Consider the following 15015-nt stretch of genomic DNA (forward strand, 5'->3'; position numbering starts at 1 on the left):
CAGGTCAGATCTTCTTGCGGTACGCGCGCAGCGCCAGCGGCATGAACAGCGCCACGAAGCCGGCGCACCAGGCGAGCGTCCACCAGACGTGGTTGCCGAGTGGGGTGCCGAGGAACAGTCCGCGTACCGACGCCACCAGGTGGGTCATCGGGTTGACGTCCACGAACGCCTGCATCCAGCCGGGCAGGGTGTCGGCGCCGACGAACACGTTCGACGCGAAGCTCAACGGCATGATCAGCGCGAACATCACGCCCTGCACGGCACCCGCGGTGCGCACCTTCATCGACACCAGCACCGGCAGCCAGCTCAGGCAGAGCGCGAACAGCACCGCGAGCAGGCACCCGGCGATCGCCCGGAACAGGTCGGTCTCGATCCGGAAACCCAGCACGTAGCCGATCGCGAGGGTCGACACGGTGACGATGACGTACCGGACGACGTCGCCGAGAACCGCGCCGACAAGTGGTGCGGAGCGGGGGATCGGCAGCGACCGGAACCTGTCGAAGATGCCCTTCGCGATGTCGGTGTTGAGGTTGACGCCGATCGCGATGGCGCCGGTGGCGATCGTCTGCGCCAGGATGCCGGGCAGCAGGAACTGTAGGTAGTCGTGGGTCGAACCGGCGACCGCGCCGCCGAAGACGTACACGAAGATGATGAGGAACAGCACCGGTTGCAGTGTGACGTCGATGAGCGCCTCGGGCGTACGCCAGGTCTTGATCAGGCTGCGCTTGGCGAGCGCCAACGAGTGCCGGACCAGCCGGAACGGCCGCGGGTTCGGGGCCGTTGTCGACAGTGCCCGGCTCTTCGTGGGTGCCGTGTCGATCAGAGTGCTCATGCCGCGACCTCCGTGGGGCGGGTGGTGTCGTCGTCGGATGCCGTACGCCCGGTGAGGGTGAAGAACACCTCGTCGAGGCTCGGCAGGTGCAGGGAGAGTTCGGTGACCGCGATGCCGGCGGTAGCGAGCCGCGCGACGCTCTCGGTCAGGGCCGAGTCGTCGCTGACCGGCACCGCGAGCACGCCCTTGCGGATCTCGTCGGCCTGCGCGCCGGAGCCGACCTGGGTCAGGATCTCCGCGGTGCGGGGCAGTTGCGCCACGTCCGAGGGCCGGACCTCCAGGGTCTGCCCGCCGACCACCCGCTTGAGCCCGTCCGGCGTGTCGTGCGCGATGACCCGGCCGTGGTCGATCACCGTGATCGCGTCGGCGAGCGCGTCGGCCTCCTCCAGGTACTGGGTGGTGAGCAGGACCGTCGAGCCGTTGCCGACAAGCGAGCGGACCACGTTCCACATGTCCTCGCGCTTGGCCGGGTCGAGTCCGGTGGTCGGCTCGTCCAGGAAGATCACATCGGGGGAGCCGACGAGGCTGGCGGCCAGGTCCAGCCGCCGCCGCATGCCGCCGGAGTAGGTCTTGGCCGGCCGGTTCGCGGCCTCGGTCAGGTCGAACCAGTCGAGCAGCTCGGCGGCCCGCTTCCGCGCGCCGGTGCGCCCCAGCTCCAGCAGGGTGCCGAACAGCTCCAGGTTCTGCCGCCCGGTCAGGTCCTCGTCGACCGAGGCGTACTGGCCGGTGAGGCCGATGCTCTGCCGAACGCGCTCGGCGTCCCGTACCACGTCGAAACCGCCGATCCGGGCGGTTCCGCCGTCCGGGGCCAGCAGGGTGGAGAGGATGCGTACGGCGGTGGTCTTGCCGGCGCCGTTGGGGCCGAGCACCCCGAGCACCGTCCCGCGGGGAACGGCGAGGTCCACGCCCTGTAGCGCCCTCGTCTTCCCGAACGTCTTCACGAGGCCCTCGGCCTCGATCACCAGGTCAGCTGTCATGCGCCCAGCCTGCACGGCTCGGCTGACACCGCCCCGACACGCCACCGACACCGGCTGACACGGGCGGCGGGCGGGTCGGCGTGCCCCGCCCGGTGATCGACTCGACTTCGCGAAAGACGCGCTATCCACCTACCCGCGACACCGCGACATCAAGAAAACCGAGTCGATCAAGCCGCGTGCGCACGCACCCGCTGCGGCGTAGGTTGCGGAAGTGACAAGAAGCGAGCGAATCGCGGACCAGTTGGACCGGCACTGGCAGAAGAACCTGCGGCCGCGGCTGGACGGTCTTTCCGATGAGGAGTACTTCTGGGAGCCGGTGCGTGGCTGTTGGAGCATCCGTCCACGTGGCACGTCGGCCGCACCGATGTCGGAAGGTTCGGGGGAATGGACGATGGACTCCGCGTCCCCTGAGCCGGTGCCCGCGCCGGTGACCACGATTGCCTGGCGGCTGGCGCACATCATCGTCTCCTGCCTGGGTTATCGGGTCGAATGGCACTTCGGCGGCCAGGAGGCCGACTCTCTCGCCTACGCGGGGACCGCCGACGAGGCGCTGAAACAGCTCGACGAGATGTACGGGAGATGGGACGCGGGGGTCCGCGAACTCTCGGACGTTGACCTGGAGAATCCGCCCACAGTGGGTCCCGAGCGGTTTCCCATGGAGGGCATCGTCCTGCACGTCAACAGGGAGCTGATCCATCACGGTGCCGAGATTTCCCTGCTGCGCGACCTCTACCGCTGGCGGGACGGAGCGTGACGCTCCGTCGGGCGATTGTCCGCGGGTGAAGGAGGGCCGAGGGGCCGCACGGTGTCGAGCATGAGCGTGTCGATGGACGGCCCCGACGGCACCCGCGAACAGCCGATGGGCGGAGGCGGCGAGCGGCTGCACCAATGGCTGTTCCAGGTTGGCGGTGATCGCGCGCTGTGGCGGCAGACGGCGTCACCCCGGTCGGGGTCGACGCCGCGCGGGTACGAGAGCGTCATGCCACGACCGGCGCCGTGGTGATCGGCAATCGGACGTTCGATGTCGGTGGGTACCCGCGCTTCCACGTCCCGAGGTGACCGCGCGGCGTCGGCCGGTCCGCGGTGCGGACTCGACGTCCGCCGCGCGGAGCGGCCGACGCTCGCACGGCCGCGCCGATTGTCGACGTCGCGATATGCTGGCGTCGGCAGAGCGCCTGCCCGCGCCCGATGTGGTGGCCCACGCCCGACCGCATGCTGGGGCCAAGAGTCTCCGACTCCGCGCCGCTGTGTCGACTCCCGGCGTGCCAGCCACGCCGCCTGCTCGGTGGAGTGCGTGGGGCTGCACCGGAGGCGTCATGTCTGATCATCAACCACGGCGGGCCCCAGCCCCGGGACGTGCCCGCAAGCGCGCCATCCGGGAGCACGCCGCCCAGACCGGTGTCGCCTACTCGGTGGCCGCCCGCCACCTTGAGTCGGTAGGTCTGTGACCTGGCGAAACCCTCGCCAGGTACGGGCGGACGATCTACCCGATCGGGTTCGACCCGCGTCGCCAGCTGCTCGTGGAACGCCGCGAGCGGCGGTCGTTCGAGGCACGGGTGTCGGACACGCGGCGGGCGGCGATCCTGCCACCCGGTCGCGCGCAGCACCTCGTCGAGCGGTTCCCACCCAGCCGTGGGCGGACGGGCAGCGGAGTGGGCGCGCTCTACCACGGCGAGGGCCGGCAGGATCTGCTGGCGATGCTGTACATCGTGGTGGCGACAGAGTCGCCAGGGCTGCTGCCCGAGGTGGGGGATCTGGCCTGGATCGCGGAGCTGGGCGAGGACACGGCGCTCGACACTGCCTGCGCCGAAGTCGACCGCGAGGCCCGTCGACTGCTCGACCAGGAGCCGCTGGCGCTCTGGTCGGGCATCCAGGAGGCGTTGACCGTGGCCGAACGCAGCGTGGACGGGCAGATCCGCCAGGAGGCGATCCGGCAGACCGCGCTGCTGAGCACGATGATGACGCCGCGTCTGGGATACGCGGACGAGCCGTACGTGCCGGGGCTGCCCGTCACCGGTGCCCGGCAGATCCTCGACGCGCTGCTCATCGTCGCCGACGACGGACACGCGCCGGGCACCCGGGTACGCCTGCGCCGGACGCCGGACGACGCGGGGTTGGCCACGATCACCGGGGCCACGTGGGGGTCGTCGGGTCCGCCGGTGGGCTATCTCGTGTGGCCCGACGCGGCGACGGCGCCGCTGTTGGCCAGCCCGGACGACGTGATTGTCCTGGCCGATCAGGAGTCGCTGCCTCGGTGAGCTGGTGATCGACTCGACTTCCGCGAAAAACACGCGGTATCCCGATGCCCGCGACACCCCGACATCAGGGAAACCGAGTCGAGCAAGCCTGCGTCGAACCGGTGACGGAGTGATGAGCGGAGCTGTGTCCATGTCCATGTCAATGTCCCACCTAGCCACGAGCCTGCCCGCCCGGGTCAGCGCGGTCCTCCTTGCCGGCGCGGTCCTGCTGGCAGGTTGTGGCCGATCGACGCTGCCGGGCGACGCAGCGCGCATCGACGCGAAGCTCGTGGCCAATCTCGATCCCCACGATGCCCGTGCAGTGGGTCAGGCGGTCAACGCCTTCGGGTTCGACCTGTTCGGCGAGGCGGCGGACGGTAAGCAGAACACCATCACCTCGCCGCTGTCGGTGGCAGTGCTGCTGGCGATGGCCCTGGCCGGCACGAACGGCGACACGGCCACGGAAATGGCCAGGACGCTGCACCTCGACGACCGGCGCGATGTGAGAGTCGGCGCGCTGCTCCGGACGCTTGCCGATACCGACCAGGTCACGCTCTCGGTCGCCGACTCTCTCTGGGCCGATCGAGGCAAGCCGCTTGAGGAGGACTACCTGACATTCGTGCGTCGCACCTTCGGCGCCACTGTGGAGCAGGCCGACCTCAGCTCGCCGGATGCGGCCGACGCGATCGACGCCTGGGCCAAGAAGAACACCAACGGGCTCATTCGTGGCATCGCCGCCGATCTGGGGCTGCCCGACCCGGACGCGGTTCTCGTCCTACTCAACGCCGTCTACTTCCTTGGTGAGTGGAAGACGAAGTTCGACCGCGCCGACACCAGGCCGCAACCGTTCACGCTTCCCGACGGCGGGAAGGTCGACGTGGCAACGATGCACCTCAACGACGAGGCGTTCGGCTACACCCAACGCGACGGGTACCGCATGCTGCGCCTGCCCTACGGCAAGCACGGTCGGTACGGCATGGAGGTGCTGCTGCCCGACGAGCGGAACACACTGACCAACCTGCTCGGCTCGCTCGACGCCAGCCAGTGGCGCGCCGCCGTCGACAGCCTCACCGAACAGACCATCGACGAACTCGCCCTGCCACGCTTCGAACTACGGTGGAAGGGTGAGCTGAACGGTCCGCTCCAGCGGCTTGGCATGTCCAAAGCGTTCACACCGGGCAGTGCCGATCTCCGACCGATGTCCCCCCGGGCTACGTCGCTGGAGAAGGTCGTGCACAAGACCTACGTCAGGGTGGACGAGCGCGGCACAGAGGCGGCCGCCGTCACCGGTGGGGCCATGGTCACCTCGGCGCGACTGGACCGGACCGTGTTTCGCGTTGATCGGCCGTTCGCCTTCACCATCTCCGACCAGCAGACCGGCACCATCCTCTTCCTCGGCGCCGTCACTGACCCACGAAGCTGAAGTGGCGCCGTTGCGTCAGGTGGAACGGCCGTGCGTCAACCAGCACTGCCGCGCCGATCATGGAGTTGTGGTGGGTAACAGAACGACCGTAAAACCCCCAGAGTCGGCACCACAACTCCATGATCGCCAAGCCGGGCCCGGCCCGGGCGCTTCCTGTCCCGGGTTGACCCGCCGGCTACAGCCCTAACGCGGCGGTGTTGAGGTTGACGCCCTCGGCTACCGAGGGTGCGGACCACGGCCCCGCGTGGAAACGAAGTGGTACGACATGACGGCGAACCCGGGGTCACGCAGCAGCCGCCGGAAGGCGTTCAGTTGGTCGGGCGACAGCCCCGCGGCGAGCAGGTCCGGCTCCAACTGCCGGGAGTTCGTCTCGTAGAGCGACGCCCCGGTCGAACCACCGGCCCAGCTCTGCGAGTGGGTGATGGTGTCCACCTCGGTCAGACCGGCGAGGGCCATCTCGGTGTGCACGTCCTGCGCCCACCCCAGGTCGGCGCCGTGGGCCTCCAGGACACCCATCATGGCATCCATGACCTGCGCGAAGAGCTTCGCGGCGTCGTCGTTCGGTGCGGTCAGCACCCGCTGCGGGGCGGTGCAGTCGAACTCCTCGACCACCAGCCACCCGCCGGGTGCGAGCGCGCCGGCGAGCGTGCGCAGGACCCGCCGCCGATCGGGGAGGTGCAGCAGCACCAGCCGGGCGTGGATCAGGTCGAACGCGTCCCCGGGCGGCGGTTCGGTGCGCACGTCGTGCCGGCGTACGTGCAGGTTGCCGGACGCCGTGAGGTGCGTGGGGTCGATGTCGGTGGCCAGCACGTGGCCCTTGTCGCCGGTGGCGCGGGCGATCCTGCGGGCCATCGAGCCGCCACCCGCCCCGACCTCCCAGCAGGTCGCGCCCGGTCGCAGCACCGGGCCGGCCAGGCGACGCGTCGTGATCGGGTCCAGGAAGGACTCCAACGCCTGCATCTGGGGAACGGCGTCGGGGGCGCCGTTGTCGAACGTGTACGCGCCGTCGCTCGCAGCGGTTGTCATCGGTGTCTACCTCTCCGGGAAGGGTCGGGTGACTCGAGAAGGGTCGGGTGACTACGGAGTGTCGGCCCAGAGCCGAGGTGCCGCTTGGTTGGGTGGGGGCGCCGCGGCGGTGACGCTCAACATCGCCGCGAGTGGTGCCGGATCGACACGGGCCTCGGCCGTCGGCCGGTCGTAGACCACCCGGCCGTACTCCAGCACCGCCACCCGGTCGGCGATCTCGATCGCGTGCTGGAGTTGCTGCTCCACGAGCAGCACGGTCAGGCCGTCGGCGGCCAGACCGTTGACGAGTTCGCGGACCCGGGCCGCCAGGTCGGGTGACAGGCCCTCACACGGTTCGTCGAGCAGCAGCACCCGGGGTTGGCCGAGGAGCGCACGGGCTATCGCCAGCATCTGCTGCTCACCACCGGAGAGTTCGCAGCCGCGATGCCGCAGCCGCACCGCCAACCTGGGCAGCAGTTCGAGGGTGCGGGCCACCGTCCAGCCCTCGCCGCCGGGGGCGGCGGCCCGCCACGGCGCGGCCGCCAGGTGCAGGTGCTCGGCCACCGTCAACCGGGAGAAGACCCGTCGGCCCTGCGGGACGAGACCGACACCGGACTGGGCGATGCGGTGTGGTTGCCGACCGGCCACGTGCACACCGCCGATCTCGATACGACCGCTGGAGGCCCGCACCAGCCCGGCGATCGTGTGCACGAGTGTGCTCTTGCCCGCGCCGTTGCGCCCCACCACGGCCTGGATGCTGCCCGGTCGCACCCGTAGGCTGACCTCGTGCAGCACGATCCCTCCGGCATAGCCGGCGCACAGCCGATCCACCGACAACATCAGGCCACCCCGTCGGCGTAGGCCTGCCGCACCGGCGGCGAGGTACGAATCTCGTCCGGCGTCCCGGCGGCCAACGTCCGACCGTCGCGCAGGACTGTCACCGTGTCGGAGAGCGCGTACACCAGGTCCAGCCGATGTTCGACAAGGAGCACGGCGACCGCCCGGGGCAGCGCCTGGAGCACCTCGACCAGCCGGCCGACCTCGATGGCGGACAGCCCGGCGGCCGGTTCGTCAAGGAGCAGCAGGCGGGGGCGACCGGCAAGGGCCATGGCGATCTCCAACTGGCGTCGTTGCCCGTGTGCGAGGTGTCCGGCGGGTACCGCCGCGACGTCGGTGAGGCCCATCTGGTCCAGCAGTGCGGCGGCCTGGCGTGGCGCGTCGCGCCTCCGTCCGCCCGGCCACCACCCGCGCTCGGGGATGACCTGGGGCAGCGCGGCCACCACGACGTTCTCCGTCGCGGTGAGCGTCGCGAAGACCGCGGGTCGTTGGTGGATGCGGTTGATGCCCCGTCGTGCCCGGGCCGCCGGCCCGAGCCGACCGACGTCGCGTCCGGCGAGGCGCACGGTCCCGCGCTGCGGTCTCGTGGACCCGCCGATCACGTTGAGCAGTGTCGTCTTGCCGGCGCCGTTCGGGCCGATCAGTGCGTGCCGCTGGCCGTCGTGGACGCAGAGGTCCACGCCGGCGAGCGCGGCGAGCGATCCGTACCGCACGCTGACATCCTCGGCGCTGAGCAGGCAGGTCATCGGTGTAGCTCCGGGATCGTGGCCTGGTCACGGGTGGGTGGTGGCTCCGACTGGCGCGACGCGGCACGCGGTGGGCGCGACAGGCCCCGCGCCCGGATGCCGCCGCTGGGCAGCAGGTAGACCGTCGCCACGAACAGCACCCCCAGCACCAGCGGCGCGTGGCCGGGCAGCACCCCGAACAGCCAGTCCCGTACGGCGATGACAAGCGCCGCGCCCACCAGGGCGCCACCGACCGAGGCGGTGCCACCGATGACGACACCGAGCAACAGCAGTGCGGACGTGTCGAAGCCGAAGTCGGCGGGGGAGATGTACTGCTGGGCGACGACCAGGAGCGAGCCGGCGGCACCGGCTATCGCCCCGGCGGCCACGTGCGCGCCGGAGACGTAGAGCGGCACCCGGTGACCGCTGGCCCGCAGCCGCGTCTCGTCGTCCCGGCCGGCGCGCAGCAGCAGCCCGGCCCGGGTGCGCAGCAGCACCAGCACCGCGCCGACAAGCGTGGCCACGACGACCAGGGCGTACAGGTAACGCGCCTGGTCGCTGGCGAGCGGCGGGAGCCCCCAGAACGGGCGGACCGCCGCGATGCCGGCCAGCCCGTCCGTGCCACCGGTCACCGAACGCCACCGGCCGAGGACGGTGACGGTGAGTTCGCCGATGGCCAGGGTGATCATCAGGACGATCACCCCCCGGGCGTGCACGACGAGCGGCACGGTGAGCGCGGCCAGCACCGCCCCGGCGGTCGCCGCGACGGCGACCTGCACGACCCCGACGTCGGAGATCCGGCTGCCCACCACGGCGCAGGCGTAGGCGCCCGCCGCGTACGGTGCGGTCTGACCGAGGGTGGGCATGCCGGCGACGCCGGTGAGCAGCGCCACGCTCACCCCGACCAGGGCCAGCGCCAACGTCCGGGCGAGGATCGCCGTGCTGTAGTCGTCGACCACCCAGGGCGCCACGACCAGGCCGACCAGGACGAGTGCCGCGATGCCACCCCGCGCCCGCCGGAGCACCTCGCCGCTCATGCCGTCCTCCACCTGCCGGCCAGGCCACGGGCCCGCACGGCGAGCACCGCCGCCATGGCGGCGAACAGCAGGAACGGCGCGGCGGACGGCAGCAGCGCCACGCCCAGCGTCTGGATCTCGCCGACCGCGAGGGCCGCCAGCAGGGTGCCCCCCATCGACCCGAGACCGCCGAGGACGACGACCACCAGAGACAGCAACAGGACGGTGTCGGCGGTGTCCGTGCCGGGGCCGATGATCGGCGCCCCCAGCACCCCGGCCGCGCCGGCCAGCGCGCCGGCGGCGGCGAGCACACCGGCGCGGATCCGCGCGGGACTCACCCCCAGGCAGGCGACCATCTCCGGGTCGTCGACGGCCGCGCGGACAAGCATCCCGGCCCGGGTGCGCCGCACCGTCAGGTAGAGGGCGGCGGCGAGCACCGCGGCGACGACGATGAACACCAACCGGTACGCGGCGTAGCGGTGACCGGCGAGCACCACCGAACCCTCCAGGACGGCGGGCACCCGCACCTGCGGATCATCGGGCCCGAAACCGGCGACGAGTAGGCTGCCGCCGGCCAGCGCCACTCCGAACGTCAACAGCGCCTGACTCAGGTGGTTGCCGGTGGCGACCGGCGTGAGCAGCCCGGCCAACAGCGCCCCCGCCGCGGTGGCGGCCAGCACACCGACCACCAGCGCCAACGCCAGGCTGGCCCAGCCGCCGTCGAGCAGTGCCGCGGCAGCGTACCCGCCGATCGCGTAGAGCAGGCCGTGCGCCAGGTTGAGGATGTTGGCGACGCCGAAACAGAAGACCAGACCCGATGCGGCGACGAACACGAGCAGCCCGTAGGCGACCCCGTCCAACGCCGGAATCAGGTACGGGTCGATCCGGTTCGCGCCGGCCGCCACCGCGATCACCGGCCGACGGTCGCGAGGTCACCCACGACGGTGTTGGACAGCGCCCGGCCGTCCTGGCGGACCTGCCGCAGGTACCACTTCTGCACCGGGGAGTGCGTGCTGGTGGAGAACTGCCAGGTGCCGCGCGGGCTGGCGATCTGGCCGAGCTGGCCGATGGCCGTGTTGATGGCCTCCGGAGTCGGGTTGCTCCCGGCGGCGCCGATCGCCCGGTCCAGCACCGCCGCCGCGTCGTACGAGGCGAGCGCGTAGGTGGTCGGTGAGCCGTCGTGCTTGCCCTTCCACGCGGCCACGAAGGCGCGGTTCTCCGCGTTGTCCAGGTCGGGCGAGTAGTTGAGCACCGAGTAGATGTCCCGCGCCGCCTCACCCTGCGCGTTGAGCACGCCGCCCTCGGTGAGGAACCCGGCCGCGTACAACGGGAGGTCCTTGATCTCGGACTGCGCGTACTGCTTGACGAAGTCCACGGCGGCACTGCCGGCGTAGAACGTGTAGACGGCCGCCGCGCCGGAGGCCTTGATGCGGGCGAAGTACGGGGTGAAGTTGGTAGTGGCCGGGAACGGGGTGAAGGTGGTCTTGCCGTCGGAGTTGGCGAGCTTGCCGCCGATCTTGCCGAACGCGTCGGTGAACCCGCGCAGCTCGTCCCAGCCGCCCTGGTAGTCGGGGCCGATCGCGTACACCGAGCCCTGCACGTTGTCGCGGACGTGCTGGGCGATCGCGGCACCGGGCTCGTCGGAGAGGTACGAGGTGTGCCAGACCCGGGAGACGTCCTTGAGCTCCGGTCGCCCGTTGGAGCCGACAAGCGGCACCTTGGTCTCGTCGAGCAGGGGGGTGACGCCGGCGACCGAGCCGCCGCCGACGATGCCGGTGAGCGCCGCCACCCGGTCCTGCTTGAGCAGCTTGGTCGCCGCCGGCACCGCGGTCTGGGCACCGTTGCCCTCGTCGGCGACGACGAGGTCGACCTGTCGACCGCCGAGTTTGCCGTCGTGGGTGTCCAGGTAGAGCTGGAAGCCGTCGCGGATCTCCGTACCGACCGCCTGGTACGTCCCGGACAGCGACGCGAGCAGGCCGATCTTTATCGAGCCGCCGGCGCTCGTGCCCGGCGCGTCGTCGCCGCAGGCCGTGCTGGCGGTCAGGACGACCGCGAGCAGGGTGGCGGCCAGGGCATGGCTGCGCCGAAAGGTGGTGTGAGGCATGTCTTCTCCAGGGAAAGTGGGTCTCCGGCGTGGGGGCGCCGGGGCGGTCAGCGGCTGCGGGCGAGTGCCGCGCGGGCCGCGGGGGTCAGGGCGTCCCCGATCCGGTTGGCCAACTCGGTCATCTCGTAGGAGACCTTGCCGACGTCGCACTCCGGTGCGGCGAGCACCAGCAGCGAGGCGCCGTCGTTGAAGGCCATCGAGAACATGAACCCGCCCTCGAGTTGCGTGACGTTGGAGATCACCGCACCGGCGTCGAAGAAGGCCGCCGCGCCCCGCAGCAGGCTGACCAGCCCGCTTCCCGTGGCGGCCAACTGGTCGGCCCGGTCCGGGGGCAGGTCGCGGGTGGCGGCCACCATCAGGCCGTCACTGGAGATGGCGATCGCATGGCTGACCTCGCTCGCGCGCGCGGCGAAGTTGTCCAACAGCCAGCCGAGGTCCTGTTGGTCGCTCACATGGTCTCCTGTCGCGTCAGGTGTTGCCGAGGTTGATCGGGGTGCGCCTGCGGTTCGCCACACCGCGTGCGTACGCGGCCATCGCCGACGCCACCTGGGCCGGGTCGCGGTACTCGGACCGCTGTCGCTGTTGCGGCACTGTCACGCCGCCGGGCACGAGATGCCGTTGCGGCTCCCGTTTGGGCAGGCCGGAGGTGGTGGTCGTGGCGACTTCGGGGGCGTGTGCCTGGGCGGCGGTGCGCCAGGCGTCGTCGGCGGGGCTGGACCACTCCCGCTCGTCGGCGCCGTCGGCGACATCCGCCTGGAACCAGTGGTTGACCTGTTCGAAGATGAGCAGCTCCTCGGTGGGCGCCTCACCCCGGTCCGGGGGTGGGGGAGTCGGTCGGAACACCGGCGCCGCCGGCAGGGTCCGCTCGGCCGGCGCCGCCGGCAGGGTCCGCTCGGCCGGCGCCGCCGGCAGGGTCCGCTCGGCCGGCGGGCGTCCGGCGGTGGGCTCGGGGCGCTGCTGGTACGGCGGCGGGCTGGCCGTACGCGCCGCCCGCCGGGACAGCCGGCCGGGTGCGAGCAGGTACTCCTCCGGCGGCAGCGACCGGATGATCGCCGCCGGCAGCGTCGCCTCGGCGAGGGTGCCGCGGCGGGGACCCCGTCGCAGCTGGACGGTGGCGCCCAGCCGCTGTGCGAGCTGCCCCACGACGACCAGCCCCATCGCCCGGACGGCCGCGACGTCGATGGCCGGCGGGTGGGCCAGGATCTCGTTGAGCTGCTGCATCCGCTGCGGGGACAACCCCATCCCCTCGTCGCTGATCTGGACGATGACGCGGTCACCCAGGCTTCGACCGCTCACCCAGGTCTCGCTGCCGGGCGGCGAGTACGTCGTCGCGTTGTCCATGAGTTCGGCGAGCAGGTGCACGACCTCGTCGACGGTCTTCGCCGCCACGGCCACGTCCCCGTCGATCATGCCGAGCCGGATCCGTGCGTAGTGCTCGATCTGGGACAGCGCCGCCTGGAGCACCTGTTGCAGAGGGATGTCGCGCTGACGTACGCGACCCACGCCGACGCCGCCGAGCACCAGCAGGCTGGCGTTGATGCGTCCCATCCGGGTGGCCAGGTTGTCCAGCGTGTACAGCTGGTGCAGCCGGTCGGGGTCGGTCTCGTCCCGCTCGACCAGGTCCACCTGGGCCAGCACCGCGTCGACGAGTCGCTGTTCGCGGCGACTCAGGTGAATGAAGATGTCGGCGGTGTTGGCGCGCATGACGGCCTGCTCGGCGGCGGTCCGCACGGCGGCCTGGTGCACCGCGGTGAACGCCTGGCCCAGCTCCCCGATCTCGTCGTCGCTCGACGGTTCGAGGGCGGCGGTGGACTGCTGGCGGGCCAGCTCGTCCGGGTCGACGGCGGCGCTGCCCGGCTGCTGGAGCTGCGCCACCACGGCGGGCAGCTGTTCGAATGCCACGGCGTTGGCGGCGTCCCGGAGGCGACGCAGCCGGCGGGTGATCTGCCGGGCGACGGCCCAGGTCACCAGCGCGGTGAGCAGCAGTGCCAGCAGGACGCCGGCCGCCTCGGCCACGGCCCGGCGACGCTGGTTGGCGTGCGCGGCCCGGACGTCGTCGCGGACCGCGGCGTCGACCCGCGCGCGCAGGTCGGCCAGGCGGGCCGCACGCGCTTGTGTGGTGGACACCCAGTCGGCGGTCTCCAGTTGCAGTCGCGACCCCGGCTGGGCCCGCGACACCTCGTCCTGCATCCGTTGCAGCGCGAGCGCCTCCTTGCCGGTGCCGGCCTGCTCCCACCAGAGGCTCCACTCGGGCGGGGCCAGGGCCAGGAACGACAGGCTCGATTCGGTGTAGCTGGTCCGGGCCGCGGTGATGTCCTGCTGCGTGGCGGGGGTCAGCTCGCCGCCCGCGACCGCGCGCAGCACGGCGACCTGCTGTTGACCGATCGCCTCCGCCGTCTTCGACAGCGCCGCCGAGGCCCGGATGCCGTCGGCGAGTCGGGCGTCGACCACGCCGTGCGAGACGTTCTCCCGCAGGCTGATCAGGTCGGCGATGGCGATCCGGTAGCTGAAGGTCATCGCCGACACCGAGGCGTGCGCCGCCGTACGCACCTGGGTGCGCAGCGGGGCGAGGCTGGCCAGGGCCGCGTCGATGCGGCGCAGGAGGGCCCGGTTGGGGTCGGCGTCGGCGGACAGCCGGTCCCGCTGTGTGCGAAAGCGCGTGACGGCGTCGTCGGTGGCGGCCAGCTCCGCGCCGAAGGCGTCCTGCTGCTCCGGTGCGGGATAGGTGAGCAGGTCGGCGGCGGCGATGCGTTCGCGTTGCAGCCGGTAGGCCAGATCACCGGCCTCGGCACCGACCTGCGCGAGGATCCGCAGGTCGCTGGCACGGGCGGTCTGACGCGCGCTCTCGGTCAGTGCGAGACCGGCGAAGCCGATCACGGCGACGAGCGGTGCCGCGACGATGAGGCGCATCCGCCCGGCTATCTTCCAGCCGCGTCGACGGGTCGGGTAGGGTCTGGCCGCGTGGGACCTGGTGCTCGACGCCAAGATTAACTCCCACGACTCGTCGATGACGGTCTATCCGCACGTTGCCGAATGCAAGTCCCATTCGGCCGGAAGCCGCGCTCGTAGGCCAGACCTGGCCGTGGTACAAACTGCCCGTACCAGCATCTGTACCCAATGTCAGCGGCCGATGACACCGCGAGACGGGCCTGGGCGGGTGGTGTCAGCGCCTGTCGTCGAGGGGGTCGGCCGGCGGGTGTCGCCGCTGGGTGTCGTCCGGGTCGGCCGGCCCCTTGAGCACCTGACCGATCAGTTCCCGCAGCTCATCGATCGCGTCCACAACGGCCGCCGGGTCGCGCGCGTCGCGCCGGGCACGCTGGCGCGGCACCTGTCGATCCAGCGGACCCGGCTCCGCGGCGCGCGGGCCGCGGCGGCCGTCGGCGGCCAACTGCTCGGCCGCCACCTGCGGCCACAGTGCCGCGAGCCGGCCGCCGGTGCCGAGCACGTCGTCGCAGCGCTGCGCGAACTCGTGACTGCCGAACCGGCGACCCGACTCGACCGCCGCGACAGTTTCTCGGCTGAACCGCACCAGATCCGCCAGGGCTCGCTGGGTCAGGCCCCGTTTGACGCGGTAGTTGCGCAACTCCCAGCGGAACCGCTGACTGGCCGCAGGGTGCGCAGAGCTCGACGGGGACGTGTGCTCCATGCGCTCACCTTCGTGGCTACGGGAATCAGCAGTGGACGCCAGATCGGGATATGGCAATGAGCTGAACATTCATAGGGGGCAATTCTTAACCCAGGATGCGATGGGTGTGAAGACGTTCGCCGATCCGGATGTGGCGCAACGTGCGAAACATGCCCGCGCACCCGTGCCGGCACCGAGTCGCGCCGGGGGGCCGGCGACACGCGCGCTCGCGTA

At 71.5% G+C, this 15015-nt stretch carries 16 protein-coding genes; 5 read left to right on the top strand and 11 right to left on the bottom strand.

Features of this window, described 5'->3' with window-relative positions; all coding sequences use genetic code 11:
• Nucleotides 1-4 precede the first annotated feature (4 nt).
• Together AB0A95_RS04580 and AB0A95_RS04585 are read right to left on the bottom strand one after the other, a co-directional pair.
• A complete protein-coding gene (locus tag AB0A95_RS04580) occupies nt 5-832 on the bottom strand; it encodes an ABC transporter permease (RefSeq protein ID WP_357554202.1) in 828 nt (275 codons plus the stop codon).
• On the bottom strand, nt 829-1809 hold the full coding sequence (locus AB0A95_RS04585) for an ATP-binding cassette domain-containing protein (RefSeq protein WP_357554203.1): 981 nt from the start codon (nt 1807-1809) through the stop codon (nt 829-831). The genes AB0A95_RS04580 and AB0A95_RS04585 overlap by 4 nt, the downstream gene beginning before the upstream one ends.
• A 211-nt stretch (nt 1810-2020) precedes the next feature.
• On the opposite strand from AB0A95_RS04585, the gene AB0A95_RS04590 reads away from it, so the two are divergent.
• From AB0A95_RS04590 to AB0A95_RS04610, 5 genes are all read left to right on the top strand, one after another.
• Nucleotides 2021-2563 (top strand): DinB family protein, encoded by a 543-nt coding sequence (locus tag AB0A95_RS04590; protein WP_357554204.1) that lies wholly within the window; start codon nt 2021-2023, stop codon nt 2561-2563.
• Nucleotides 2564-2623: 60 nt separating this feature from the next.
• Nucleotides 2624-2812, top strand: a complete 189-nt coding sequence (locus AB0A95_RS04595) for a hypothetical protein (protein WP_357554205.1) — start codon at nt 2624-2626, stop codon at nt 2810-2812.
• 313 nt (nt 2813-3125) lie between these two features.
• Nucleotides 3126-3257, top strand: coding sequence for a hypothetical protein (locus tag AB0A95_RS04600; protein WP_357554206.1), 132 nt, complete (start codon nt 3126-3128; stop codon nt 3255-3257).
• A 72-nt stretch (nt 3258-3329) separates the two neighbouring features.
• Nucleotides 3330-4067 carry a hypothetical protein gene (locus AB0A95_RS04605; protein WP_357554207.1) on the top strand — a complete coding sequence of 246 codons (738 nt, stop codon included), beginning with the start codon at nt 3330-3332 and terminating at the stop codon, nt 4065-4067.
• Between the two features lie 4 nt (nt 4068-4071).
• Nucleotides 4072-5469: a serpin family protein gene (locus AB0A95_RS04610; protein WP_357554209.1), complete on the top strand. Its 1398-nt coding sequence runs from the start codon at nt 4072-4074 to the stop codon at nt 5467-5469.
• A gap of 216 nt (nt 5470-5685) precedes the next feature.
• Here the strand turns inward: AB0A95_RS04610 and AB0A95_RS04615 are convergent, their stop codons facing one another.
• The 9 genes from AB0A95_RS04615 to AB0A95_RS04655 form a co-directional block, all read right to left on the bottom strand.
• The gene (locus tag AB0A95_RS04615) at nt 5686-6495 is read right to left on the bottom strand and encodes a methyltransferase domain-containing protein (RefSeq protein WP_357554210.1); all 810 of its coding nucleotides are present in this window, start codon (nt 6493-6495) and stop codon (nt 5686-5688) included.
• Nucleotides 6496-6546: 51 nt separating this feature from the next.
• Nucleotides 6547-7314 (bottom strand): ABC transporter ATP-binding protein, encoded by a 768-nt coding sequence (locus tag AB0A95_RS04620; protein WP_357554211.1) that lies wholly within the window; start codon nt 7312-7314, stop codon nt 6547-6549.
• On the bottom strand, nt 7314-8024 hold the full coding sequence (locus AB0A95_RS04625; protein ID WP_357554213.1) for an ABC transporter ATP-binding protein: 711 nt from the start codon (nt 8022-8024) through the stop codon (nt 7314-7316). Before AB0A95_RS04625 ends, AB0A95_RS04620 begins: the two co-directional genes overlap by 1 nt.
• Nucleotides 8025-8053: 29 nt before the next feature.
• Nucleotides 8054-9073, bottom strand: a complete 1020-nt coding sequence (locus AB0A95_RS04630) for a branched-chain amino acid ABC transporter permease (protein ID WP_357554214.1) — start codon at nt 9071-9073, stop codon at nt 8054-8056.
• Nucleotides 9070-9966, bottom strand: coding sequence for a branched-chain amino acid ABC transporter permease (locus AB0A95_RS04635; protein WP_357554215.1), 897 nt, complete (start codon nt 9964-9966; stop codon nt 9070-9072). The genes AB0A95_RS04630 and AB0A95_RS04635 overlap by 4 nt, the downstream gene beginning before the upstream one ends.
• Nucleotides 9963-11156 carry an ABC transporter substrate-binding protein gene (locus AB0A95_RS04640; protein WP_357554216.1) on the bottom strand — a complete coding sequence of 398 codons (1194 nt, stop codon included), beginning with the start codon at nt 11154-11156 and terminating at the stop codon, nt 9963-9965. Before AB0A95_RS04640 ends, AB0A95_RS04635 begins: the two co-directional genes overlap by 4 nt.
• 47 nt (nt 11157-11203) lie before the next feature.
• Entirely contained in the window at nt 11204-11608 is a 405-nt protein-coding gene (locus AB0A95_RS04645; RefSeq protein WP_088989969.1) for a roadblock/LC7 domain-containing protein, read from the bottom strand.
• A gap of 16 nt (nt 11609-11624) precedes the next feature.
• The gene (locus AB0A95_RS04650; protein WP_357554217.1) at nt 11625-14066 is read right to left on the bottom strand and encodes a nitrate- and nitrite sensing domain-containing protein; all 2442 of its coding nucleotides are present in this window, start codon (nt 14064-14066) and stop codon (nt 11625-11627) included.
• Between the two features lie 253 nt (nt 14067-14319).
• Nucleotides 14320-14802 carry a helix-turn-helix transcriptional regulator gene (locus AB0A95_RS04655; RefSeq protein WP_357554219.1) on the bottom strand — a complete coding sequence of 161 codons (483 nt, stop codon included), beginning with the start codon at nt 14800-14802 and terminating at the stop codon, nt 14320-14322.
• Nucleotides 14803-15015: the final 213 nt, after the last annotated feature.

The organism is Micromonospora sp. NPDC049230, from assembly GCF_040647875.1.
In the GTDB taxonomy this organism is placed as follows: Bacteria; Actinomycetota; Actinomycetes; order Mycobacteriales; family Micromonosporaceae; genus Micromonospora.